Genomic DNA, 25,141 nt, shown 5'->3' on the forward strand with positions numbered 1-25,141 from the left:
AAAGAAAGGTAAGCAAAGAAAGCCGCTCAAACCGCTAACCCTAAGCGGGCACCTCTCATAACCACGCGGAGTGGCAGCCGATAGGGCCGGCCGTGGATCGCCACCCGCAGTGGTACAGCAGTCATCCGTTCCGGCGACGCTGCGCGCGCCGGAGCGGTACTTCACCCAACCAATCACTTCGTTTTTTGCTTTACCAGCCGTCGGCTTCGCCTCGGCGAAGCGCCCATTGGAAACCTTCGGTTTCCCCAGCATACCGCTCGGCGCGCGAAGCGCCGCCGGAACTGATGACGGCCTTGTCACTTACGCGGAGTGCGCGACGCGCCGGACGCTCCGGGGCCACCGCCGCAGAGAAGTGCCACCGATAACGAATAGCATTAGCGGTGTGAGCGGCTTTCTTTGCTTAGCTTTCTTTGCCGCGGCAAAGAAAGTAAGTGCCGCCCCGCACAGGGGCAACGCTAATAAACCAATAAGAAAAGAAACGCCGCTGCCGCAGGCAAACCAGAAGAACACCATCGCCGCAGAAAAAAACAAAACAAGCCCCGTGGGCACTCCAGCAAAAAATATAAAAAAAGCGACCCAAAACCATCAACTTCAAAGCACGCCAAACCCGCGCCCGGGGCGCACAGCCACCCACAACCCCCGAACCCTCAATAAAAACAACGCCATGCTGCACCGCATCAAACAACCAACCAGAGTTTGAGCAATTAATTTCCGCCAGGGACACTCGCACCCACCCCTGACAAGCCGCGCTGCAACAGGCTGCCAAAACAAACCAACTGGAGACAAGCGTGTTCCTCTACGGCTTTGGTCCGGTGCTGCTGGCCGGCACGATCCAGACGATCGAACTGTCGGTGCTGTCGCTGGCCGCGGCAGTCCTGCTCGGCCTCGCGGGTGCGGCGGCGAAACTCTCGTTTAACCGGCCGTTGCGTGCCCTCGCCACGGGTTATACGACGCTGATCCGCTCGGTGCCGGATCTCGTGCTGATGCTGCTGCTCTTCTACAGCATCCAGATCGCCGTCAACAATCTCACCGATGCGCTTGATCTCCCGCAGTTCGATATCGATCCGTTCGTGGCCGGCGTGCTGACGCTCGGCTTCATCTACGGTGCGTATTTCACCGAGACTTTCCGCGGCGCCTTTCTCGCGGTGCCGCGCGGTCAACTCGAAGCGGGCAGCGCCTACGGCATGAGCGGCGCGCGCGTGTTCACCCGCATCCTGTTCCCGCAGATGATGCGCTTCGCGCTGCCGGGCATCGGCAATAACTGGCAGGTCCTGGTCAAGGCGACGGCGCTGGTGTCGATCATCGGCCTCGCCGACATCGTCAAGGCCGCGCAGGACGCCGGCAAGAGCACCTTCAATCTGTTCTTCTTCATCCTGATCGCCGCGCTGATCTATCTGGCGATCACCACGGTATCGAATCTCGCGCTGATCTGGCTGGAAAAGCGCTATTCGATCGGCGTGCGGCACGCGGAGTTCTAAGACCATGCTCGATATCCTCAACCAGTTCTGGCAGGCGTTCCTCTACTGGGACGGTCAGCGTCTTTCGGGCCTCGCGGTCACGCTATGGTTGCTGGTGGCGTCGATCGGCATCGGCTTTTTTACGGCCATTCCGCTCGCGGTGGCGCGCGTGTCGAAGAACCGTTGGCTGTCCACGCCGGTGCGTCTCTATACCTACGTGTTTCGCGGCACGCCGCTCTACGTGCAACTGCTGCTGATCTACACGGGCATGTACAGCCTCGAATTCGTGCGCTCGCATCAGTTGCTGGACGCATTCTTCCGCAGCGGTTTTCACTGCGCGATCCTCGCCTTCGCGCTGAACACCTGCGCCTACACCACGGAGATTTTCGCCGGCGCGATCCGCTCGACGTCGCACGGCGAAGTGGAAGCGGCGCGCGCGTATGGCATGAGCGGATTCACGATGTACCGGCGCATTGTGATACCGTCCGCGCTGCGCCGGGCCTTGCCGTTGTACAGTAACGAAGTGATCCTGATGCTGCATGCCACCACGGTCGCATTCACGGCCACGGTGCCCGACATTCTGAAGGTGGCGCGCGACGCGAACTCGGCCACGTATCGCTCGTTCGACGCCTTCGGACTCGCGGCGCTGATGTACCTGGTCGTGTCGTTTGCGCTGGTGGCTTTGTTCCGGCGCGCCGAGCGTCACTGGCTGGGTTATCTGGCGGTTCGCACGCACTGAATTCGCCGGGATTCGAGCCTTGCCCGCAGCATCGGACGGCGCCTCGTTGCGCCGTCATGAAGACCGATCCGTATTTTCCAAGGGAGAGCATCTTGCTCCACACGACTCAGACCGAAGCCTGCAAGCTCGCCGTTCAGGACATCCACAAGCGTTACGGCGACAACGAAGTGCTCAAGGGTGTCTCGCTGAACGCGAACAAGGGCGACGTCATCAGCATTATCGGCGCGAGCGGCTCGGGCAAGAGCACCTTCCTGCGCTGCATCAATTTTCTGGAGCGGCCCAACGCGGGGCAGATCGTGGTCGACGGCGAAGCGGTCAAAACGAAAACCGACCGCGCCGGCAATCTCGAAGTGGCCGATCACAAGCAGTTGCAGCGCATTCGCACGAAGCTCGCCATGGTGTTCCAGCACTTCAACCTGTGGGCGCACATGAACGTGATCGAGAATGTGGTGGAAGCGCCGATTCACGTGCTGGGCATGTCGCGTCGCGAAGCGGAAGAACGCGCGCGCGAATATCTGGAGAAGGTGGGACTCGCGCCGCGCCTCGAAAAACAGTACCCGTCGCATCTGTCGGGTGGTCAGCAGCAGCGTGTGGCGATCGCGCGGGCGCTGGCCATGAATCCTGACGTGATGCTGTTCGACGAGCCGACCTCGGCGCTCGACCCCGAACTGGTCGGCGAAGTGCTCAAGGTCATGCAGAAGCTCGCGGAAGAAGGCCGCACGATGATCGTGGTCACGCACGAAATGGGTTTTGCGCGCAACGTGTCGAACCACGTGATGTTCCTGCATCAGGGCCGCACCGAAGAAGAAGGGCTGCCCGCCGACGTGCTCACCGCGCCGCGCAGCGAACGCCTGAAGCAGTTCCTGTCCGGCAGTCTGAAGTAACGCGCGCCGCTCGCGCTTCTCCGTTAGCGATGGCCCGCACGTCCAGCCCGTCCCGCACCATTCAGGTCGCCATTGTCGCGCTGCCGCCCGTATCGATGTCGGGCGTCGGCCCGATCGTCGACGCGCTCAATCTCGCCAATGAAATCGACGGACGCGCCTTGTATCGCGTGCAGGTCTGTTCGTGGGACGGCCGCGCGGTGCCGCTGGCGGGCGGCGCGCAGTGGCCGGCCGACGCCGCTTTCGGCGACGCGATCGCGTGCGACTGGCTGATCGTCATCAGCGAGCGCTTCCAGCAGTTCGCCGACTACCGCCTGTTCCTCGCCAGTCTCTCGCGCGTCGGACAACGCACGCCGCTCGTCACCGGCATCCATCACGGTGTCTGGTGGCTGGCCATGGCGGGGCAGTTGTCCGGCTATCGCGTGAGCGTGAACTGGGAAACCTACCAGCAGTTCTCGGAACAGTTCGAACGCTCCATCGTCACGCAGCAGATTTTCGAAATCGACCGCGACCGCGCCACCTGCGCGGGCGGTCAGGCCACCGTCGACTTCATGCTGGCGATGATCGGCCGCGATCACGGTCCCGAGCTCGCCGAGCGCATCGCCGACACGCTCGGCGTGGGCGTGCTGCGCGCCGGCGACGAACGTCAGCGCATTCCGTTCGTGACGGCGCCAGGCGAGCGTCATCCGCGTCTGAACGACGCGCTGCTGCTGATGGAAGCGAATATCGAAGACCCGCTCACCACCGACGAAATCGCCGGCCTCGTGGGCGTGTCGCGGCGTCAGCTGGAACGGCTGTTTCGCCAGTACCTCGGCTCGATGCCGTCCAAATACTATCTCGGCCTGCGGCTCTCGAAGGCGCGCACGCAGTTGCAGCGCACCAGCAAATCGGTGGTGCAGATCAGCCTCGCGTGCGGGTTTTCGTCGGCGGCCCATTTTTCCAATGCGTACCGCGAACGTTTCGGTGTCACACCGCGAGAGGATCGTCGCAACTGGATCGACAAACAGACCGGCGCGAGCGGCGCCGAGCCGCGTCCGGCTGCGCTGATCGAACCGCCGGACCACGAGGCGTGAGCCGGGCCGGCCGGCGTTCGACCCGCCGGGGCCCGCACACCGCCGGAGCGCCGCCACGCATGGAAGCTCATAGAAAGCGTCGCGTATGCGCAAGACGTATCGCCGGCGTTTTCCTACACTACCCTGTATTACCTCTCACCTGTAACGAGGATTTGCCATGAACGACCTGACTGTGACACGCCAGACCTTCGACGAAGTCATGGTGCCGGTGTTTTCGCCCGCCGCCTTCGTACCGGATCGTGGTCTCGGCTCGCGCGTCTGGGATACGCAAGGCCGCGACTATATCGACTTCGCCGGCGGCATCGCCGTCACCGCGCTCGGTCATGCGCATCCCGAACTGCTGAAGGTTTTGCACGAGCAGGGCGGCAAGCTGTGGCACATCGGTAACGGCTACACCAACGAGCCGGTCCTGCGCCTCGCCAAACGGCTCGAGGAGCTGACCTTCGCCGACCGCGCGTTCTTCGCCAACTCGGGCGCCGAAGCCAACGAAGCGGCGCTGAAGCTGGCGCGCCGCGTGGCGTTCGACCGCCACGGCGCAGAGAAAGACGAAATCGTCTCCTTTACGCAATCGTTCCATGGCCGCACGTTCTTCACGGTGAGCGTGGGTGGTCAGCCGAAGTATTCCGAAGGCTTCGGTCCGGTGCCGGCGGGCATCGTCCATCTGCCGTACAACGACATCGAAGCGGCGAAGCAGGCCATCGGCGCAAAAACCTGCGCGGTGATCGTCGAGCCGATCCAGGGCGAAGGCGGCGTGATTCCGGCCGATCCCGCGTTCCTGAAAGCGCTGCGCGAAGCCTGCGACCAGCACGGCGCCCTGCTGATTTTTGACGAGGTACAAACGGGTGTGGGCCGCAGCGGCCATTTCTACGCGTATCAGGACACGGGCGTGACGCCGGACATTCTGACCACCGCCAAGGCGCTCGGCAACGGCTTCCCGATCGGCGCGATGCTGACCACGAACGAACTGGCCGCGCATTTCAAGGTCGGCGTGCACGGCACGACCTACGGCGGCAATCCGCTCGGCACGGCGATCGCCGAAAAGGTGGTGGAGCTGGTGAGCGATCCGAAGCTGCTCGAAGGCGTGCGCACCCGCAGCGAAGCGCTGAAGGCGCATCTGCGCAAACTCGACGAGCGTTTCGGTCTGTTCACTGAAGTGCGCGGCAAGGGGCTGCTGATCGGCGCGGAACTGAACGACGCGTACAAGGGCCGCGCGAAAGACTTCGTCACGGCCGCGGGTCAGCATGGCGTCATCATGCTGATGGCGGGTCCGGACGTGCTGCGCTTCGTGCCGTCGCTCATCATGCCGGCCGAAGACATGGACGAAGGTTTCGCGCGACTCGCCAAAGCGATCGAATCGATTGCCGGTGTCAAGGCCGAAGCCTCGTCGCACTGATCCCGCGTCATATTCAACAGGAACGATGATGCTCTTCGTACGTCCCAGCCGTCTTGCCGATCTCGACGCGCTCGAGCATATGGCGCGCACCGCGCAACCGGTGCTGCATTCGCTGCCGCACGACCGGGGCGCGCTCGAAGCGCGCGTCGCGTTGTCGGAAGACTCGTTTCGCGCGGAAGTGGATTTTCCGGGCGAGGAGTTCTATCTGTTCGTGCTCGAAGACGCGGCGAGCGGCAAGCTGCTGGGCACCGCGAGCATCGTCGCCGCCGCCGGTTATTCGGACCCGTTCTACGCGTTTCGCAACGATGCCCTGATTCACGCGTCGCGCGAGTTGCAGGTGAATCGCAAGATCCACGCGCTCACCATGTCGCACGAACTGACCGGCAAGAGCCGGCTGGCGGGTTACTACATCGACCCGTCGCTGCGTCACGACGCCGCCGCGCATCTGATGTCGCGCGCGCGGATGATGTACATCGCGGCCAATCGCAAGCGCTTCACGCCCGAGGTTTTTTCGCTGCTGCTCGGCGTGACCGATGACAACGGCGTCTCGCCATTCTGGGAAGCGGTGGGCCGCAAGTTCTTCGGACGCAATTTCGCCGACATCGAAATCGAGTCGGGCGGGCGCAGCCGCACCTTCATCGCCGAAGTAATGCCCACCTATCCGATCTACGTGCCGCTTCTGCCGGAAGCCGCGCAGCGCGTGCTCGGCGAACCCGATTCGCACGCGCTGCTCGCCTACGACATCCATCAGGAAGAAGGCTTCGAAACCGACCGCTTCATCGACATCTTCGACGCCGGCCCGGTGCTGACCGCGCAAGTGGACCGCAGCGCCTGTGTCACGCGCAACGAAACGCGCGTGGTGCATGAAGCCGCGTCCGCCGCCGACGGTTCGACGTATCTGATCGCGCATAACGGCGTGGACGGCGAATTCCGCTGCGTACTCGGCGAGCTGCCGGACGGCCGGGCGAGCGGTGCGGCGCTCACGCACCAGGCACGCGCCGCGCTTGGCGTGGCGCAAGGCGACGCGGTGCGCTGCGTGCGTCTGCATCAGCCGCGCCAGGACGCCCAGAACGAATTGACGGGAGAAGCACAATGATCGTGGTTCGCGTTGTGCAACGGGGCGATGTGGACGCGCTGATGCGCCTCGCCCAGGAAACCGGGCCGGGCCTCACCACCTTCAAGCCCGATCGCGACGCGCTCGCGGCACGGGTCGAACGCGCGCGCCGCACCATGGAAGACAAGGCGGAGCCGTTCGAAGCCGGCTACTTCTTCGTCATGGAAGACACCGAAACCGGCGACGTGGCCGGGGTCTGCGGAATCGAGACGGCGGTGGGCCTGCAACAGCCGTTTTACAACTACCGCGTGAGCACGGTGGTGCATGCCAGCCAGGACCTCGGTATCTGGACCCGCATGCGCGCGCTGAATATTTCGCACGACCTGACCGGTTACGCGGAAGTGTGTTCGCTGTTTCTGAGTCCGCGTTATCGCACGAGCGGCGTGGGCGGTTTGCTGTCGCGCTCGCGCTTCATGTTTCTCGCGCAGTTTCGCGAGCGCTTTCCGCAGCGTATCTGCGCGGAATTGCGCGGCCATTTCGACGCAGAGGGCACTTCGCCGTTCTGGCGCGCGGTGGGTTCGCACTTCTATCAGATCGACTTCAACGCGGCGGACTATCTGAGTTCGCATGGCCGCAAGGCGTTTCTCGCCGAGCTGATGCCGCGCTATCCGGTGTACGTCGAGTTGTTGCCGCAGGAGGCGCAAGACTGCGTCGGCCTCACGCATAACGACACCATTCCGGCGCGCCGCATGCTCGAGGCGGAAGGGCTGCGTTACGAAAACCACGTGGATATTTTCGACGCCGGTCCGGTGCTCGAATGCCACATCGCCGACTTGCGCACCGTGCGCGAAAGCGTCGTCGTGCCGGTCGAAATCGGGGTGGCGAGTGTGGCGGCAGGTGCGGCCGTGGACGGCCCGAAGTCGATGATATCGAATACGTCGCTCGGCGACTTTCGCGTCGGGGTGGTGGCGGGCGTGCCGCAAGACGGCGTGTTCCGTCTGAGCGCGGCCGAAGCCTCGGCGCTCGACGTCAAGGCCGGCGACCTCGTGCGGGTGTTGCCGCAGAAACACAAACAGGGATGATCATGAGTGAGCTTTTCATCGACGGCGAATGGGCCGCCGGCACAGGACCCGCTTTTGCGTCGCGCAACCCCGGAACGGGCGCGACGGTTTGGGAAGGCAACAGCGCCTCGGCGGACGACGTCGATCGCGCCGTGCGCAGCGCGCGCCGGGCATTCGCGACGTGGTCAGCGCTGAGCCTCGACGAACGCTGCACGATCGTGCGCCGTTTCGCCGCGCTCGTGACCGAACGCAAGGAAGCGCTCGCCGAAGCGATCGGCCGCGAGACCGGCAAGCCGCTGTGGGAGGCGCGCACGGAAGCGGCGTCGATGGCCGCCAAGGTCGAGATTTCGATTCAGGCCTACAACGAACGCACCGGTGAAAAGCGTTCGGCCATGGCCGACGGCACGGCGGTGCTGCGGCATCGTCCGCATGGCGTGGTGGCCGTGTTCGGACCGTACAACTTTCCGGGCCATCTGCCCAACGGCCACATCGTGCCGGCGTTGATCGCGGGTAATGCCGTGGTATTCAAGCCGTCCGAGCTGGCGCCGGGCGTTGCGCGCCTGACCGTCGAAATCTGGCGCGACGCGGGTTTGCCCGCTGGAGTGATGAACCTCGTGCAAGGCGAGAAAGACACCGGCGTGGCGCTCGCCAATCACCGGCAGATCGACGGACTGTTCTTCACGGGTAGTTCGGATACCGGAACATTGTTGCACAAGCAGTTTGGCGGCCGTCCGGAGATCGTGCTGGCGCTGGAGATGGGCGGCAACAATCCGCTCGTGATCGGGCCGGTGGCCGATGTCGACGCCGCCGTGCATCACACCATTCAATCGGCGTTTCTCTCGGCAGGGCAGCGCTGCACCTGCGCGCGCCGTCTCTTCGTGCCGAACGGCGCGCAGGGCGACCGTTTCATCGAGCGTCTGGTCGACGTGACTTCGAGTATCGCCGTGGGCGAATACAACGCCGATCCGCAGCCGTTTATGGGCGCGGTGGTGTCGGCGCGTGCCGCTTCGCGACTGGTCGCGGCGCAGGAGCGTCTGCTCGCGGGCGGCGCGAAGGCGCTGCTCAAGATGACGCAACGCGATCCGCAACTCGGCTTCGTCACACCCGCGATTCTCGACGTGAGCGCCGTGGCCGGTCTGCCCGACGAAGAGCATTTCGGCCCGCTTGCGCAGATCATCCGTTACGGAACGTTCGACGAAGCGATCGAGCACGCGAACGATACGGAGTTCGGCCTTTCCGCGGGTCTGCTCGCCGACGACGAAGCCTTGTGGACGCAGTTCCAGCGCAGCATTCGCGCGGGCATCGTCAACTGGAACCGGCCGACCAACGGCGCGTCGTCCGGTGCGCCGTTCGGCGGTCCGGGCCGCTCGGGCAACAACCGGCCGAGCGCCTACTACGCGGCCGACTACTGCGCGTATCCGATGGCGTCGGTCGAGAGCGCGCAACTGACCATGCCCGCGAGCGTCTCGCCGGGCCTCCAATTCTAAGGATCGACGATGCAAGCCACTGAAGCGAATTTCGACGGCCTGGTCGGCCCGACCCACAATTACGCGGGCCTCTCGTTCGGCAATGTCGCGTCACAGAACAACGAGAAGTCGGTTGCCAATCCGAAGGCCGCGGCCAAGCAGGGTCTGCGCAAGATGAAGCAGCTGGCCGACCTCGGTTTTCATCAGGGCGTGCTGCCGCCGCAGGAGCGTCCTTCGATGCGCCTGCTGCGCGAACTCGGCTTTTCCGGCGACGACGCCACCGTGATCGCCCGCGTCGCGCGCGATGCGCCCGAGTTGCTGGCTGCGGCGAGCTCGGCCTCGGCCATGTGGACGGCCAATGCGGCCACCGTGAGTCCGTCGGCCGACACGCACGACGCCCGCGTGCATTTCACGCCGGCCAATCTGTGCAGCAAGCTGCATCGCGCAATTGAACACGAATCGACGCGCCGCACGCTGCGCGCGATTTTCGCGGACGACAACCGTTTCGCCGTGCACGAAGCGCTGCCCGGCACGCCCGCGCTCGGCGACGAAGGCGCGGCGAATCACACGCGTTTCTGCGCGGAATATGGCGTACGGGGAGTCGAATTCTTCGTGTATGGCCGCAGCGAGTATCGTCGCGGGCCGGAGCCGAAACGCTTTCCCGCACGCCAGAGTTTCGAGGCGAGCCGCGCGGTCGCGCATCGTCATGGTCTCGCGGAAGCGGCCACAGTCTACGCGCAGCAGAATCCCGACGTGATCGACGCAGGCGTGTTCCACAACGACGTGATCGCAGTCGGCAATCGCAGCACGCTGTTCTGTCACGAACTGGCATTCGTCGAACAGAAAGCGGTCTACGACGAACTGCGCGCGAAGCTCGTGGGCCTGAAATCGGAATTCAACGTGATCGAAGTGCCGGACGCGCAGGTGAGCGTGGCCGACGCCGTCACCTCGTATCTGTTCAACAGCCAGTTGCTGACGCGTCCGGACGGCCGTCAGGTGCTGGTCGTGCCGCAGGAGTGCCGCGAAAATCCGCGCGTGGCCGCGTATCTGGACGATCTCACGTCGCACACGGGGCCGATCGACGAGGTGCTGGTGTTCGATCTGCGCGAGAGCATGAAGAACGGCGGCGGTCCGGCGTGTCTGCGTCTGCGCGTGGTGTTGAACGACGCGGAGCGCGCGGCGGCGAATAACGGCGCATGGATCGACGACACGCTGTTCGGCCGTCTCGATACGTGGATCGACCGTCATTACCGCGACCGTCTCGCGCCCGCCGATCTCACCGACCCGCAGTTGCTGGTCGAATCGCGCACGGCGCTCGACGAACTCACGCAAATTCTCAAACTGGGTTCGCTCTATGACTTCCAGCGCTGAGCACGGCATGCTGGGCGATTTTCTCGCCTTCACGCTGGCCGGCGAGCGGCCCGCGCCGGAACACAGGGAAGGCATAGGCGCGAACGGCGCGCGCTGGACGTGGCTCGACGACGGCGTGCTGCAGTTCGAGCCGGCCACGGTCGTGGGCAATACGCGCAGCGTGCTCGCCTCGGCCGGCATACACGGCGACGAAACCGCGCCGATCGAACTGCTGTCGAAGCTCGTACGCGACATCGCGCACGGCGACGCCGTGCTGACCTGCCGTCTGCTGGTGATCCTCGGCAACGTGGACGCCATGCGTGAGGCCTGCCGTTATCGCGACGACGACCTGAACCGGTTGTTCAGCGGCCGTCACGAGCAGGTGCCGCACAGCTACGAAGCGCCGCGCGCCGCGGCGCTGGAGCGCGCGGCCATCGCGTTTTTCGATCGGGCGTCGAGCGAGACGGGCGCGCGTTGGCACATCGATATGCACACGGCGATCCGCGCCTCGGCGTTCGAGCAGTTCGCGTTGCTGCCGCACACCGGCAAGCCGCTGTCGCGCGTCATGTTCGAATGGCTCGGCGACGCACGCATCAGCGCTGTGCTGCTGCACACCACCAAGGGCAACACGTATTCGCATTTCACTGCGCAGCGCTGCGGCGCCGAAGCGTGCACGCTCGAACTCGGCAAGGTGCGGCCGTTCGGCCAGAACGATCTGACGCGCTTCGCGGGCGCCGACGCAGCGCTGCGCCGGCTGCTGGCAGGCAGCGGCGACATGGTGGACGGGAGCGCCATGCCGCGCGTGTTTACCGTGATCGACCAGATCACCAAACAGAGCGACGCGTTCGAACTGCACGTCGCCGCCGACGTGCCGAACTTCACGCCCTTCGCGAAAGGCACCGTGCTCGCCACCGACGGCGACTATCGCTACGTCGTGAATCGCGACGAGGAGCGCATCGTGTTCCCGAACGCCACGGTCAAACCGGGATTGCGCGCCGGACTCATGGTCGTCGAGACCACGCAGGAGACGCAGGCGTTGCTCGTCTGACACGGTGAAATGAAAATGGGTCGCTGCTTGTGCGCAGCGACTTCTCTTGCCTGAACGCGACACGCATTTGCACCTTCAGCGGGCCACGCCATGTCGCCGCGTTCCGTACGCTGCGCCCGCTGTCGTGCGACGCCCGCCAGGCGCGCTTTCCCGAGCCTGTACAATTCCGGCCTCGCGGCTGTGCGCTGCACCATGCGCGCCGCACGAGTTTGAATCGTTTTTTTGGCGCGGCAATCATGCTTGCCCAGATTCGGCTCTGTCTTATTCAATACCGTAGAGGAACACCCGTAATGAAGATGAACTGGCGAAACATGGCCACGCTCGCGCTGTTCGCGACGGCAACAGTCACCGCAACTGTCACGGCATCGACGGCGATGGCTGCCGACATCAAGGAAGTGCGCTTCGGCGTCGAGGCGTCGTATGCGCCGTTCGAATCGAAGTCGCCGTCGGGCGAACTGCAAGGTTTCGATATCGACGTCGGCAACGCCGTGTGCGCGAAGCTGAAGGCCAAATGCGTGTGGGTCGAAAATTCCTTCGACGGTCTGATTCCCGCGTTGCAGGCTCGCAAGTTCAATGCGATCAACTCGGACATGACGATCACCGAGCAGCGCCGCCAGGCCATCGACTTCACCGATCCGATCTACACGATTCCGAATCAGATGATCGCGAAGAAGGGCAGCGGTCTGCTGCCGACGCCGGCTTCGCTCAAGGGCAAGCATGTCGGCGTGCTGCAGGGCACGATTCAGGAAACCTACGCCAAGGCGCGTTGGGCCCCGATGGGCGTCGACGTCGTGCCGTATCAGACGCAGGACCAGATCTACGCCGATCTCGCCGCCGGACGTCTGGACGCCGCGTTCCAGGACGCGGAAGCCGCTTCGAAGGGCTTTCTGAAGAAGCCGCAAGGCGCGGGCTTCGAATTTGCAGGTCCGGCCGTGACCGACGAGAAACTGCTCGGTGCTGGCGTGGGCTTCGGTGTGCGCAAGGGCGACAAGGCGCTGAAAGATGCGTTGAATCAGGCGCTCAAGGAGCTGAAAGCGGACGGCACGCTCGACCGCTTCGCCGCGAAGTATTTCGACGTGAAGGTCGTGCTGAAGTAAAGCGCGTCGGTTTTTCTACGCCACGTTTCACGCAAACGGCCGCTGATCCAGCGGCCGTTTGCATTTTTGCTGCTGCTTTGCTCGTGCATCGTCGACAAGTCTCGCTGCGCGGCAGGCTTCGGCGTTTTGCGAAGTGTCAGCGCGCTTTCGCTTCCGGCTGATCGAGATAATCGAACATCACTTCGCCCAGACCGAGCGTGAGGTCGGCAATCAGATGCCGCGCCTCGACGATCTCCAGCACCGGCAACTCCGCGACGGGCGCCAAGGCATGCGGCGCGAGTTCGAGCGCGGCAGGGCCGGTCCATGCGCCTTTCAAGTCGATGTCCTGCAGGTAGTAACGCACGAGTTCGCAGATGCGCGGCGTGCCGTCTACATGCGGAATGACCTTGAGCAGGAAGTTCGGCGCTTCCAGACGTTTTTTCTGCTGCGCCAGATCGAGCTGGCGATGCTTGTAGCCCATCGTGCCGGTGGCGATGCGCACCGGACCGTAATCGAGCGTGCCGACGAGCGTGTCGGTGTGAACCTCGAGCACCGGCTTCGCGAGTTTCTTCGGAAAGCCCCACAATTCGCGACCGCCGGCGATGGGCGGATGGTCGTCGAGATACATGGCGAGCGTGTAGCTGCCCGCTACGCCGTTGTACGACACCGGAATCACCTGGCCGCTTTCGGTGTAATCGCCGAAACCGGTTGAGTCGGGCATGCGGATGAATTCGTAGTGAACCAGCGGCTCGCCGATCTGCAGCGGCTCGGGCACCACGGCGCGCAGTTTGTCCGGGTCGGTGCGGTAGGTGATGATGAGGAATTCGCGATTGATGAACCGGTAGGGGCCCATCGGAAAAGCCGGGCTCGTGATCGGCATGGCGAAGGCATTCGACAGCACGCTTTTGACGTCCATGGAGGTCCTCTATGGTTGAACACAGGGTAGCGCGGGCAGTACGGGCAGCGCGGTTTTGCACCGCACAACAGTATCGTCGATTCCGCGCGAAGCTTCTGTCAGGGTGCTTCCAAATTATTTCCAGATATTGCTGCAAGGGCGTGTCGTGGCGCGATGTGCTGCGATAAAATCGCCGGGCGCAATCGGAGCGCGCCGACGCTCGCGCATCGCATATCACACGTTGCGCAAGCGTGATCGATCAACACCAGAACAACGAAGCAGGCGCCGGGGCGGCGCGCTAGCGAGGGACCGCAATGACCAGCATCGCAATCGAGAATCCGGGCCAGACGAATCACGCGAGCGCCACGGACGATGCACAACTGCACGTCAGCTTCGCCCGTCAGCCGATTTTGAATCGCGACAGCATGTTGTGCGGCTACGAACTCAAGATGCGTCTGCCGGCACTGCCGGAGGCCGAACCCGAATCCGAATCCACACACGAGCCCGAGCCCGAAGCCGAACTGCCCGAAGGCGCCGAGGCGCCGCCTACCCCGCAGCAACGTGTCGCACGCGCCGTGCTGCGCGCGCTGGCCGAAGGCGAAGTGCGCGGCGCGCTCACCGGGCATCCGGCGTATGTCGACGTGACGCGCGAGATGCTGTTCGACGACGCGATCCTGCGCCTGCCCCCCGAGCGCTTCATGTTCGAACTGCCGCCGGTGATCGAAGTGGACGCAGCGCTGATTGCGCGAATCGTGCAACTGCATGGCCGCCGCTACCGCTTCGCGCTCGACGAAGTGACGCAGGCGAACGAAACCTTCGCGAAACTGCTGCCTTACGCGGAAGTCGTCAAGATCGATTTCGCGCGCGCACCGGAGGCGCTGCTGCGCAAGCTCGCGAGCGTGCTGAAGTCGGCGGGCAAGTTGCTGCTCGGCCTGGGCATCGATTCGCAACGCGATTTCGAAACGCTGCATGAACTCGGCTTCGATCGCTTTCAGGGCTACTTCTTTGCACGTCCGCAAACGTCGAGCGCGCGGCGCGTCAGCGCGCCCCGTCATGCGCTGCTCAATCTGCTGCAACTGCTCTCGGGTGAACCGACGGTCGCGCAACTCGAAGCCGAACTCAAGCTGAATCCCGTGCTCGTCATGCACCTGATGAAGCTCGCGAACTCCAGCGGCCTCGCCATGGGTCATAAGGTCACGACCTTGCGCGACGCCATCATCGCAACGGGCACCAACCGGATCGCGCGCTGGACCCAACTGCTGCTCTACGCAGACGGCCGCAAGGTCGCGCTCGAAGACGATCCCTTGCTGCAACTCGCGGCCACCCGCGCGCGTTTCATGGAACTCGCCATCGAGCGTCTGCCCAACGCCAATCGCGACGAAGCCGACGCGGCCTTCCTGACCGGCGTGTTCTCGTTCGTCGACGCGGTATTCGGCGGCTCGCTGCAAAGCACCCTGAACGTGCTCACGCTTTCCAAGCCGATTCAGGCGGCGATCCTGCATCGCGAAGGCGTGGTGGGTCAGTTGCTATCGACCGTCGAAGCACTGGAAAACGGCGCGTGGGAACAACTCGACGTGCTCAGCGCGCGCCTTCAGCCCTTGACGGTGGAAGACATCGCGCAACTCGGTCTGATGGCCGGTGCGTGGGCCGGCGTGGCGGATCGCGGCGCGGAAGGCCTGGAGAGAATCGAAGACTAAGCTCTTGCGGCAAGAAAAAACCGCGGCATGCCTTGGGGCACGCCGCGGTTTCGGCACGTCTGACGCCACTGGAACGTGGGTAAGTCTGGCTTCGGGCAAATACAAAGTGGAGCGGGTGAAGCAGGGCGATCAGCGATCGCGCCAGGTCTTCACATCATCTCCATTTCCTGCATTTGCCCCAGGCCGAAAAAACGTCCAAGCTCCTTGGCCAGTTCGTTCAGCACGCTCATTTCTTTCTGCGAAATGCGCCGTGGTTCCTGCGTATGGGACCAGTCTCCGTAGAGCAGCGCGACCGTCTGATCGCTTTCGTCCACCACCGGCAGGAGCACGAAGGCGCGGGCGTCGTCGAAGGAACGACGGAACCACTCCGGTAATCGCGCGACCATTTTCGGATCGCGCGCATTTTCGATGAAGATGCCGACCGAGTTGGCGATAGCCAGATGGAACACGTCCGGCTCGAAGGCGGTATTGAAGGTCAGCCTGGGCAAGGCCGCGTCGATCTTCGGACCGAGCCCGAGGCGCGCCTTGAAGGTGCCGTTGCTGTGCTTGACGAACACCACCGTGCGCGCAAAGCCGAGACCCGCGAGCAAGGTTTCCGCCGCCATGCCGAGCGCCGGAGCGAGCGCGCTGTCTTCGGGCAGGCCGCGCAGATCTTGCACCCCGACGGCTATGCGCGCCTCGGGGCTCAGCGCCTCGCGCGCGATCGCGTCGGCGTTGGCGCGCAGTTCGACGATCTCGCGCATCACGCCGTCGCCGCCTTCTTCGCGGGCGAGCGCGATGCTCATCTGCTGCAGCACGTCGGGGTCGGTGTTGAGCGCGTGGCTGTATTCCTGCGCCAGTTCGGCGATACGCTGTTCGCGCTCCCAGTCCGGCACGTTCTGCTGCGTCAGCACGTCTGCCACGGCGGTGGAGTAGTTGGTGATGGCACGCAGCCATTGCACCTGACGCGGCTGCGTGACGTCCTGCGGATCGAATTCGCCCATGCCGGAGCGGATCATGTCGGGCAGACGCCAGCGCACCGCGGCCTCGGCGCCGATTTCGTCGAAGGTCACGCCGAGCACGAGCACGCAGGCGTCGGTTTCGAGTTCGCCGCTTTCGATATGCCGGCGAATCTGGTCCCACTCGGCGTCGAGATAGAACACCACCAGCAGCTTGCCGATCTGGCGCATCAGCGTGCAGACCACGGCCTCTTCGCCGGCGCGCAGATCGCCGCGCTCGGTCAGCTTGCGCGCAACGCAGCCCGAGAGCAGGGTACGGTTCAATTCGAGTTTGGCGTCGATGCGGCGGGGCGCGCTGTGATGAAAGTGATCGACGATCTTCAGGCCGACCACCAGATGGCCGACCGCGTCCATGCCGAGCACCATGAGGGCGCGCGACACGGTGGTGATGTTGCCGCCGAACGCCATGTACATCGCCGAGTTCGCCAGACGCAGCACCTTTTGCGTCAGGGCGAAATCCGACAGCACGACCTGAACGAGGCCGGTGAAGTCGAGGTCGTCATTGTTCATCGCCGCCATGGTGGAGCGCAGCGATTGCGACAGCATGGGGAAATCGCCGCGCTCGCTCATTCGCGTCCAGAGCCGGTCGAGCACCGCCGCCTTTACCATGTGAGTCCCGCCAAAGCCATACATGTTCCAATGAGTGCCACGCCGGCGTGAAACCGGCTTCTTACGCTGCGCAAACGCTGCGTCTGCATGGTCATGCGGTATGCAGGTGAAGCGTGCGCGCTTCGAAACGCTGCGCGAGTTCATCAGACGGCAACGCCTTGCAGACGAGCCAGCCCTGAATGTGGTCGCATCCCATCTCGGTGAGCAGCGCGCGTTGTGCCTCGGTCTCGACGCCTTCCGCAACCAGCTCGAGATCGAGCGTCTGCGCAAGGCCGACGACCGCGCTAACGATTGCCTGATCGTTCCGGGAGGTTAGCAGATTCTCGACGAAACTCCTGTCGATCTTCAGTTTGGCCAACGGGAACCGTTGCAGGTACGCCAGGCTCGAGTATCCCGTGCCAAAATCGTCCACTGCAAAACGGATGCCCATGGCCGTCAGTTCTTCGAGCAGACCCTTCGCGTGCGCCGGGTCGTGCATCAGCAGACTTTCGGTGATTTCGAACACCAGACGCCGCGGGTCGATGCCCGTCAGTTCGATCGCCTCGCGCACGGAATCCTTGAAGCGCGGGTCGCGGAACTGCTGCGGCGACACGTTGACCGCCACGTACTGCAACGAGATGCCGCGCGCGTCCCACTGGATCAGCTGCATGCACGCCACTTTCAACACCCAGTTGCCGAGGAAGTTGATCAGGCCGATCGATTCCGCGAGCGGAATGAACATCGAGGGCGGCACCAGGCCGTGCACCGGATGCAGCCAGCGGATCAACGCTTCCACGCCGACCACGCCATGCGTGCGGCTGCTCGTGATGGGCTGGAAGTGTAACGAGAACTCGCCGTTACGCACACCGTCGTAGAGGTCCGCCTCCAGTTTCAGCCGTTCCGCATCGGCCGGATTGTCGTCCGGCACATAGAAGGCGAGCGTGTTGCCGCCGGCCGCCTTGGCTTGCAGCAACGCGTGATCGGCCCAGCGCAGCAGATGCGTGTCGTGGCCCGCGTCGTCGTTGGCGTGGCGCACGTCCGGATAGAGCGCGATGCCGATGCTCGCCGACAGGTGCACCTGCTGGCCGTTGAACACGTACGGCTGCTGGATCGCGGTCAACAGGCGCCGCGCCAGGGTTTCGGCGGCGGCGGCCGCGTCGGTACGGCTGGCGGCGGGCTTCACCAGGATCGCGAACTCGTCGCTGGCCACACGCGCCACCGTTTCGCTCGGGCTCGTCATGTTCAGCAGACGCCGTGCGGTGTCGCGCAGCATTTCGTCGCCGGCGTCGTAGCCGAGGGCGCGGTTCACGCGCTGGTAATCGTCGATATCGAGCAGCAGCAGCGCGGCCGGCGTGCCGTGCGCGTCGGCCTGCTGTTGCGCGTCGAGCAGCGCGGGAATCAGCGCCGACTGGTTCGAGAGGTTGGTCAGGCGGTCCAGATGCAGCGCCTGGGTCAGGCGCTCTTCGGTCGCGCGCCAGGCCGACACGTCGAAGCCGGCGATCGCGTAGCCTTCGACGCCGTCATGGTTGCTGCGCACCACGCGCAACTCGACGGTGATCGGATAGGTCAGCGACTTGATCAGGCCGATCGTGGCCTTCTCGACGTTGCCCGTCGCCACGGCGCGCACCAGCAGCGCATCGAGGCGCTGCACGTCGGCGGGCGCCACGAGGTCGTGCAGCGTGATGGTCTCGAGATACTCGCGGTGATAGCCGATGAAGCGCAGGCTCGCATCGGACACGTAGACAAAGCGCAGGTCGTCGTCGACGTGCGCCAGCAGGTCGACGGCGCCGACCACTTGTTCCAGTTGCGCGGCACGGCTCGGCGCCGGCTGCGGTTTGACGTCCACGCGCCGGCCGAACGCACGAAGCCGGTCCACGACCGTGCGCAAGGAGCCCCGGCGGGGCGCGGTGATCCTGTTCGCTTCCATGTTTGTCGCTGGCAACCTGTATTCGTCTGCAGGCGGGCGGCCGGTTGTCCGCCTTGTTCGGGCGGTCGAGAGGTATCAGGCCGCCCCATCAGAACGAGATAACGACCCTTCGCGGAAAATCTTTAGCGACTACTGTAAAAAACAAGTGGTAAGGAGGGTCGCATGCAGGCTGAAACCGTCGCGGGACCGATTCGGTTAAAGTGCAACCGCTTACCGTCCGTTAATACGGCATACCCGTTGTGCAGTGCCGCCTGTGAAGTCGCTGCGTAGCTTTTCAGAATAATTGCCCCGATGATCCATGTCTGAACGTCACTTGCCGAGACCCGTCCCCCGGCGCATCGAGGTGCTTGAACCTGACGCAGACGGCGCCGATCCGGCAGCCGCCGCGCAGTTCGTGTATCTGGGCCGTCAGCCCATTCTCGACCGGGACGGTGCGCTTCATGCTTACGAATTGTTATTTCGAGCCGGCGCGCATAACTATGCCGAAGTGACCGACGACGCCCAGGCCACGGCGCAGGTCGTGGCCCGCGCGATCGGCGGCATCGGCGTGCCTGCGGTGCTGGGGCAGTACTGCGGCTACGTCAACATCGACCGCGCGCTGCTCTTCAACGACATCGTCCATCTGATGCCGCCGGATCGCTTCGTGCTCGAAATCCTCGAGACCGTGCAGTTCGACGCGCAACTGGCGCGCCGGCTGACCGAGTTGCGGCGCGCCGGTTTCAAGGTCGCGCTCGACGACGTGAGCGAGGTCTCGGACCAGCTGATCGCGGCGCTGCCGCACGCCGACATCGTCAAGATCGACTTCCTCGAGACCGACCGTGCGTTGCTGCCCAAGCTGGTGTCCATCGTGCGCGGCGAGGGCCGCACGCTGATCGCCGAGAAGGTCGAGACGCGCGAAGATTTCGCACTTGCGCGCGACCTCGGCTTCGATCTGTTCCAGGGATACTTCTTTGCCCGCCCGCAGGTGCTGGCCGCGCCGCGGAACCGCTCGCCGCGTCCGGCGCTGTTGCGGCTGCTCGGGCTGCTGTCGCGCGACGCGGGCATCGTCGAACTGGAGCGCGAACTCAAGCTTAATCCGAGCGTGGTGGTGCAACTGCTGCGTCTCGTCAATTCGAGCGCGTTCGGGCTGGGCCGCAACATCGCCTCGTTGCGCGAGGCGATTCTCGCCACCGGCACGCGTCAGATCGCGCGCTGGGCGCAACTGCTGCTGTACGCGGACAGCGGCGACTTGCCGTGGCGCGCCGATCCGCTGGTGCAACTGGCCGGCACGCGTTCGCGTTTCATGGAGCTGGCCGCGCAGCATCTGCGCCCGGACGACGACGAATTCGCCGACGCCGCCTTCATGACCGGCATCTTCTCGCTGGTCCACGTGGTGCTGGACAGCACGCCGGCCGCGATGCTCGACAAGCTCGGGCTGGCCCCGAAGATCCGCGACGCGATCGTGCATCGCACCGGGCCGCTCGGCGCCTTGCTGGGTCTGGCCGAGGCGGCCGGCGAGGGCGCCGACGCCGCGCGCATCGCCGCCGCGCCCGACGCGCCGGCCGGCTTCCACACGCTGACCGCCGAAGTGCTGGCGGATCTGAACCTGTCGGCGGCGACGTGGTTCAGCTCGCATATCGGCGACATCTCGCAGTGAGTGCGTCAGCCCGGGGCACCATGCCTCGGGCGTTGCCTTCTTCTCCGCCGGCGCTTCGCTGAATCTCTTTCATCGCTTCTCACGTATACCTCCCGGGCGTGGTTCAATAGCGCATCGAGGCCGTGCTGCGTCCGTCCGGACCTCGCGGCCGGTGCGTCCCGGCACGCCGGGATCGCATGGCATGCCACGGCATGACTCACCCATGGAGGAGTGGAAGATGAAAAAAAGATTCGTGTCGGTGGCGCTGGCCGCCGTGCTGAGCGCAGGATTCGCCCTGCATTCGCTGACGGCTTCGGCCACGCTCAAACCGGGCGATGCGGCGCCGCCGTTCACCGCGCAGGCTTCGCTGGGCGGCAAGACCTACACGTATTCGCTCGCCGACGAACTGAAGAAAGGGCCGGTGGTGCTGTACTTCTATCCGGCCGCCTTCACCAAGGGTTGCACGATCGAAGCCCACGAGTTCGCCGAAGCGGTCGACGAATACAAGAAGTACGGCGCGACGGTGATCGGCGTGTCGCACGACAACATCGACACGCTCACGAAGTTCTCGGTGAGCGAGTGCCGCAGCAAATTCCCGGTGGCCGCCGACGCCGATTCGAAGGTGATCGGCGAATACGATGCGGGCCTGCCGATGCATGCGTCGATGGCTAATCGCGTGTCGTATGTGATCGCCCCGGACGGCAAGATCATTTACGAATACACCAGCCTGTCGCCGGAGAAGCACGTCGAGAATACGCTGAAGGCCGTCAAGGACTGGGCGGCGACGCACAAGCAGTAAGCAAAGCAGTTAGCGAGGCATCCGCGCGACATCCGGGCGCCGCTGTCGTTTTCCGCAATGCATTCTTGCGGACGCCCGATGCGCGGCGCGTGCTAGCCTGCGTTTTTTTCTCGTGAGCTTGCGATGCCGATTCTGGTTGCGTTGATTGCGCTCATTGCGCTGGTGTACGGCGCGGTGCGCGCGTTTTATGCGTTGCAGGCGGCGTTCGGTCTCGGAGTCGCGATCGGTGTCGCCGTGCTCGTCGCGGTGCTGGTGATCGCGGCGCTTGCCCGCTGGTTGCAGCGGCGCAAGGAGGTCGCGCGCAATATCCGCGACGGCGACTGGACGCACGAACTCAAAGGCGACTGGGGATCGGTGCGGCTTGCCGCCGGCAAGCGTCTCTGCGAGATTCGCGAAGGCGGCGAGCAGGGTGCCTACATTTTTGCCGATCTGCTCGGCGCCGAGGCGCAGAACCACGGCGCGCAATGGCAGGTCGCGCTGAAGGTGCGGGACGCGAAACACGCCGAATGGCAGTTGCCGATGCGCGACGCGCGTCAGGCGAAACAATGGCAGCGGATCTTCACGCTGGCGATTGAACAGAAGCTTTGAGATTGGGTATGCAGAAAGGGTTGCACGCTTGCCGCGTGCAACCCTTTCTGGTCATTCGACTCAAGACCGAACCGGCTGGCCCATCAGACCATCACGTCGAAGCCGTACCCGCGCCCGTGCCGGCCGCCCGGCGAGCCTTGCGCGATTCCCAGCGCACGCGGATGCGGTCCATGTAGAGATAGACCACCGGCGTGGTGTAGAGAGTGAGCATCTGACTCACGATCAGTCCGCCGACGATGGCGATCCCCAGCGGCGCGCGCAGCTCCGCACCTTCACCATGACCGAACGCGAGCGGCAAGGCGCCGAGCAGGGCGGCGAAGGTCGTCATCATGATCGGCCGGAAGCGCAGCAGACACGCCTGGAAAATCGCATCGCGCGACGACAGGCCGTGCCGCGATGCCTCGATCGCGAAGTCGACCATCATGATCGCGTTTTTCTTCACGATGCCGATCAGCAGGATCACGCCGATCAGCGCGATGATGCTGAACTCCGTCTTGAAGAGCAGCAGCGCCAGCAAGGCCCCCACGCCCGCCGACGGCAAGGTCGACAGGATCGTGAGCGGATGGATGTAGCTCTCGTACAGCATGCCGAGCACGATATACACGGCGGCCAGCGCGGCGAGAATCAGGATCGGCTGGTCCGACATCGACTGCTGGAAGGCCTGGGCCGTGCCCTGGAAGCTGCCGTGGATGGTGCCGGGCATGCCGATCTGCGCCATGGTGTCGTAGATCGCCTGGGTGGCGGTGGAGAGCGACACGCCGGGCGGCAGGTTGAACGAGATCGTGGAGGCCACGAACTGGCTCTGGTGATTCACCGACAACGGCGTGCTGCCCGGCCCGAAGCTCGCGATGGCCGAGAGCGGCACCATGGTTTCCTTGGCGGTGGAAACGGCCGCTCCCGATGACGCGCTCGACTTGCCGCTCGCGGCGATCGAGTTGATCGCCTGGTTGCGCGCGGAGTCGGCGGCGATGCTGGCCGCGCTCGACGCCGTGGTGCCCGCCGTGCCGCCCGTGGTGGCGCTGGTCGCGGTGGTGGACGACGTGCTGGTGCTGCTGCTCGTGCTGACCGTGCCGGCCGGCGCATTGGTGGTCTGCGCGCCGCTTGCGCTGCCGCCCGACGTGCTCACGTAGATCTGCTTGAGCATGTCCGGGCTTTGCCAGTACTTCGGCGCGACTTCCATCACCACGTGATACTGGTTCAACGGGTTATAGATGGTCGATACCTGACGCTGACCGAACGCGTCGTACAGCGTATTGTCGATCTGGGCCGGCTTGATGCCCAGGCGCGAGGCGGTGGCGCGGTCGATCGTGACCATCGCTTCGAGGCCGCCTTGCTGCTGGTCGGAGTTGACGTCGGCAAGTTCGGGGCGCGCCTGCAACGCCTCGGTCAGCTTCGGTCCCCACAGATACAGATCGGGCGTGGAGTCGGCGAGCAGGGTGAACTGATACTGTGCGTTCGATTGCCGGCCGCCCACGCGGATATCCTGCACCGCCTGCAGGAACGTGCGAGCGCCGGCCACGTCGCCGAGCGGCGCGCGCAACTGCTGGATCACCTGGTCGGCGGAAAGCTTGCGCTCCGACTTCGGTTTCAGAGTGACGAACATGAAGCCGGAGTTGGTCTGCCGCCCGCCGGTGAAGCCCGCCACGCTATCCACCGCCGGGTTCTTGCCGACGATTTCCATCATCTGCGCGAACTTGCCTTTCATGGCCTGGAACGAGGTGGCCTGGTCGGCCTGAATGCCGCCGATCAGCCGGCCGGTATCCTGCTGCGGGAAAAAGCCCTTCGGCACGATGATGTACAGCCACACGTTCACGCCGATGGTCAGCAGCAGAATGGTGACGATCAGGCGCGGATGCAGCAGCGCCCAGCCGAGCGAGCGCTCGTAGCCGCGCTGCATCGACGCGAAGCCGCGTTCGAGCCAGCGGCCGAAGCGTCCTTCTTCCTTCTTTTCGTGATGTTCGAGCAGCAGGCGCGAACACATCATGGGCGTGAGCGTGAGCGAGACGATCAGCGAGACGCCGATGGCGAGCGACAGTGTGAGCGCGAATTCGCGGAACAGCCGCCCGACGATGCCGCCCATCAGCAGGATAGGCAGGAACACGGCGACCAGCGAGATGCTGATGGACAGCACCGTGAAGCCCACTTCGCGCGCGCCGAGGAAGGCCGCCTTCATGCGCGGCACGCCGTTTTCGATGTGTCTGGAAATGTTCTCCAGCACCACGATCGCGTCGTCCACCACGAAGCCGGTTGCGATGGTCAAGGCCATGAGCGACAGGTTGTCGATCGAGAAGCCGAGCATGTACATCGCGCCGAAGGTGCCGATGATCGAGATCGGCACGGCCACGCTCGGGATCAGCGTGGCGCGCCAGTTGCGCAGGAACAGGAACACTACCATCACCACCAGCGCCACCGCGATCACCAGCGTGCGCTCGGTGTCTTTCAGCGAGGCGCGGATGGTCGTGGAGCGGTCGGCGGCCGGGGCGATGTCGACATCCGCCGGCAGCGACGCGTGCAGTCGCGGCAGCATGGCCGTCACGCGGTCGATGGTGTCGATGATGTTCGCGCCCGGCTGGCGGTACAGGATGACCAGCACCGAGCGCTTGCCGTTGAACAGGCCGAGGTTGCGCAGGTCTTCCACCGAATCGACCACTTCGGCCACGTCGGAGAGTTTGACCGCCGAGCCGTTACGGTAGGCGATGATCAGATCGCGGTATTGCGCCGCCTTGCTCGCCTGGTCGTTGGTGTAGATCTGCACGCGGTTCGGGCCGAACTCGATCGAGCCCTTCGGACTGTTCGCGTTGGCGGCGGCGAGCGCGGCGCGCACGTCTTCGAGGCCGATGCCGTAGTGCGACAGCGCGTTCGGTTCGAGTTCGACACGCACGGCCGGATTGGCCGAGCCGCTCACGTCCACTTCACCCACGCCGTCCACCTGCGAAAGCGACTGTTGCAGGACCGTGGCCGCCGAGTCGTACAACTGACCGGCGGTGAGCGTTTTGGACGTGAGCGCGAGAATCAGGATCGGCGCGTCGGCCGGATTCACCTTGTGATAGGTCGGATTGCTGCGCAGGCTGGCCGGCAGGTCGGCGCGCGCGGCGTTGATGGCCGCCTGCACGTCGCGCGCGGCGCCGTCGATGTCGCGGTTCAGGCCGAACTGCATGGTGATGCGCGTCGAGCCGACCGAACTCATCGAGGTCATTTCGGTGACGTCGGCAATCGAGCCGAGGTGCCGTTCGAGCGGACTGGCGACGCTGGTCGCCACCGTGTCGGGACTCGCGCCCGGCAAGGTGGCCTGCACCGAAATGGTCGGAAAATCGACCTGCGGCAGCGGCGCCACCGGCAGCTTGGTGAACGCGAAAATGCCGGCCAGCGCGATGCCGATCGCCAGCAACGTGGTGGCGACCGGACGGGAGATAAACGGACGCGACAGGTTCATCGC

At 64.5% G+C, this 25,141-nt stretch carries 20 protein-coding genes; 16 read left to right on the top strand and 4 right to left on the bottom strand.

Annotated elements, in window-relative coordinates:
- The first annotated feature begins 109 nt into the window (after positions 1 to 109).
- The 12 genes from P3T18_RS17660 to P3T18_RS17715 all read left to right on the top strand — a co-directional run bounded on the left by P3T18_RS17660 (position 110) and on the right by P3T18_RS17715 (position 12,619).
- Positions 110 to 700 (top strand): hypothetical protein, encoded by a 591-nt coding sequence (locus P3T18_RS17660; RefSeq protein ID WP_429301255.1) that lies wholly within the window; start codon positions 110 to 112, stop codon positions 698 to 700.
- A gap of 88 nt (positions 701 to 788) precedes the next feature.
- Complete coding sequence (locus P3T18_RS17665) at positions 789 to 1,478, top strand: ABC transporter permease (protein WP_429301256.1); 690 nt, start codon at positions 789 to 791, stop codon at positions 1,476 to 1,478.
- A 4-nt stretch (positions 1,479 to 1,482) separates the two neighbouring features.
- Positions 1,483 to 2,196 carry an ABC transporter permease gene (locus tag P3T18_RS17670; protein ID WP_429301257.1) on the top strand — a complete coding sequence of 238 codons (714 nt, stop codon included), beginning with the start codon at positions 1,483 to 1,485 and terminating at the stop codon, positions 2,194 to 2,196.
- 56 nt (positions 2,197 to 2,252) lie between these two features.
- Complete coding sequence (locus P3T18_RS17675) at positions 2,253 to 3,080, top strand: ABC transporter ATP-binding protein (RefSeq protein ID WP_429301258.1); 828 nt, start codon at positions 2,253 to 2,255, stop codon at positions 3,078 to 3,080.
- A 29-nt stretch (positions 3,081 to 3,109) separates the two neighbouring features.
- The gene (locus P3T18_RS17680) at positions 3,110 to 4,150 is read left to right on the top strand and encodes a GlxA family transcriptional regulator (protein WP_429301259.1); all 1,041 of its coding nucleotides are present in this window, start codon (positions 3,110 to 3,112) and stop codon (positions 4,148 to 4,150) included.
- A gap of 157 nt (positions 4,151 to 4,307) precedes the next feature.
- Positions 4,308 to 5,543, top strand: coding sequence for an aspartate aminotransferase family protein (locus P3T18_RS17685; protein WP_429301260.1), 1,236 nt, complete (start codon positions 4,308 to 4,310; stop codon positions 5,541 to 5,543).
- Between the two features lie 28 nt (positions 5,544 to 5,571).
- Entirely contained in the window at positions 5,572 to 6,639 is a 1,068-nt protein-coding gene (aruF, locus tag P3T18_RS17690) for an arginine/ornithine succinyltransferase subunit alpha (protein ID WP_429301587.1), read from the top strand.
- A complete protein-coding gene (astA, locus tag P3T18_RS17695; RefSeq protein WP_429301261.1) occupies positions 6,636 to 7,679 on the top strand; it encodes an arginine N-succinyltransferase in 1,044 nt (347 codons plus the stop codon). Before aruF ends, astA begins: the two co-directional genes overlap by 4 nt.
- A 2-nt stretch (positions 7,680 to 7,681) precedes the next feature.
- Positions 7,682 to 9,145, top strand: a complete 1,464-nt coding sequence (gene astD / locus P3T18_RS17700; protein WP_429301262.1) for a succinylglutamate-semialdehyde dehydrogenase — start codon at positions 7,682 to 7,684, stop codon at positions 9,143 to 9,145.
- Between the two features lie 9 nt (positions 9,146 to 9,154).
- Positions 9,155 to 10,495 carry an N-succinylarginine dihydrolase gene (gene astB / locus P3T18_RS17705; protein ID WP_429301263.1) on the top strand — a complete coding sequence of 447 codons (1,341 nt, stop codon included), beginning with the start codon at positions 9,155 to 9,157 and terminating at the stop codon, positions 10,493 to 10,495.
- Positions 10,479 to 11,522 carry a succinylglutamate desuccinylase gene (gene astE, locus P3T18_RS17710; protein ID WP_429301264.1) on the top strand — a complete coding sequence of 348 codons (1,044 nt, stop codon included), beginning with the start codon at positions 10,479 to 10,481 and terminating at the stop codon, positions 11,520 to 11,522. Before astB ends, astE begins: the two co-directional genes overlap by 17 nt.
- 290 nt (positions 11,523 to 11,812) lie before the next feature.
- A complete protein-coding gene (locus tag P3T18_RS17715) occupies positions 11,813 to 12,619 on the top strand; it encodes an ABC transporter substrate-binding protein (RefSeq protein WP_429301265.1) in 807 nt (268 codons plus the stop codon).
- Between the two features lie 136 nt (positions 12,620 to 12,755).
- Here the strand turns inward: P3T18_RS17715 and P3T18_RS17720 are convergent, their stop codons facing one another.
- The gene (locus tag P3T18_RS17720; protein ID WP_429301266.1) at positions 12,756 to 13,514 is read right to left on the bottom strand and encodes an acetoacetate decarboxylase; all 759 of its coding nucleotides are present in this window, start codon (positions 13,512 to 13,514) and stop codon (positions 12,756 to 12,758) included.
- A gap of 293 nt (positions 13,515 to 13,807) precedes the next feature.
- Here P3T18_RS17720 and P3T18_RS17725 point away from each other — a divergent pair, with 293 nt between their 5' ends.
- A complete protein-coding gene (locus tag P3T18_RS17725; RefSeq protein WP_429301267.1) occupies positions 13,808 to 15,190 on the top strand; it encodes an EAL and HDOD domain-containing protein in 1,383 nt (460 codons plus the stop codon).
- 149 nt (positions 15,191 to 15,339) lie between these two features.
- Here the strand turns inward: P3T18_RS17725 and P3T18_RS17730 are convergent, their stop codons facing one another.
- Entirely contained in the window at positions 15,340 to 16,797 is a 1,458-nt protein-coding gene (locus tag P3T18_RS17730) for an HDOD domain-containing protein (RefSeq protein ID WP_429301268.1), read from the bottom strand.
- Between the two features lie 91 nt (positions 16,798 to 16,888).
- Positions 16,889 to 18,703 (bottom strand): putative bifunctional diguanylate cyclase/phosphodiesterase, encoded by a 1,815-nt coding sequence (locus P3T18_RS17735; RefSeq protein ID WP_429301269.1) that lies wholly within the window; start codon positions 18,701 to 18,703, stop codon positions 16,889 to 16,891.
- Positions 18,704 to 19,001: 298 nt separating this feature from the next.
- Between P3T18_RS17735 and P3T18_RS17740 the strand changes: the two genes are divergently transcribed.
- The 3 genes from P3T18_RS17740 to P3T18_RS17750 all read left to right on the top strand — a co-directional run bounded on the left by P3T18_RS17740 (position 19,002) and on the right by P3T18_RS17750 (position 21,705).
- Positions 19,002 to 20,339 carry an EAL and HDOD domain-containing protein gene (locus P3T18_RS17740; protein ID WP_429301270.1) on the top strand — a complete coding sequence of 446 codons (1,338 nt, stop codon included), beginning with the start codon at positions 19,002 to 19,004 and terminating at the stop codon, positions 20,337 to 20,339.
- Between the two features lie 217 nt (positions 20,340 to 20,556).
- On the top strand, positions 20,557 to 21,117 hold the full coding sequence (locus P3T18_RS17745; RefSeq protein WP_429301271.1) for a peroxiredoxin: 561 nt from the start codon (positions 20,557 to 20,559) through the stop codon (positions 21,115 to 21,117).
- A 123-nt stretch (positions 21,118 to 21,240) separates the two neighbouring features.
- The gene (locus P3T18_RS17750; RefSeq protein WP_429301272.1) at positions 21,241 to 21,705 is read left to right on the top strand and encodes a hypothetical protein; all 465 of its coding nucleotides are present in this window, start codon (positions 21,241 to 21,243) and stop codon (positions 21,703 to 21,705) included.
- Positions 21,706 to 21,796: 91 nt separating this feature from the next.
- Here the strand turns inward: P3T18_RS17750 and P3T18_RS17755 are convergent, their stop codons facing one another.
- Positions 21,797 to 25,138 (bottom strand): efflux RND transporter permease subunit, encoded by a 3,342-nt coding sequence (locus P3T18_RS17755; protein ID WP_429301273.1) that lies wholly within the window; start codon positions 25,136 to 25,138, stop codon positions 21,797 to 21,799.
- Positions 25,139 to 25,141 lie beyond the last annotated feature (3 nt).

The organism is Paraburkholderia sp. GAS199 (genome assembly GCF_050436585.1).
In the GTDB taxonomy this organism is placed as follows: Bacteria; Pseudomonadota; Gammaproteobacteria; order Burkholderiales; family Burkholderiaceae; genus Paraburkholderia.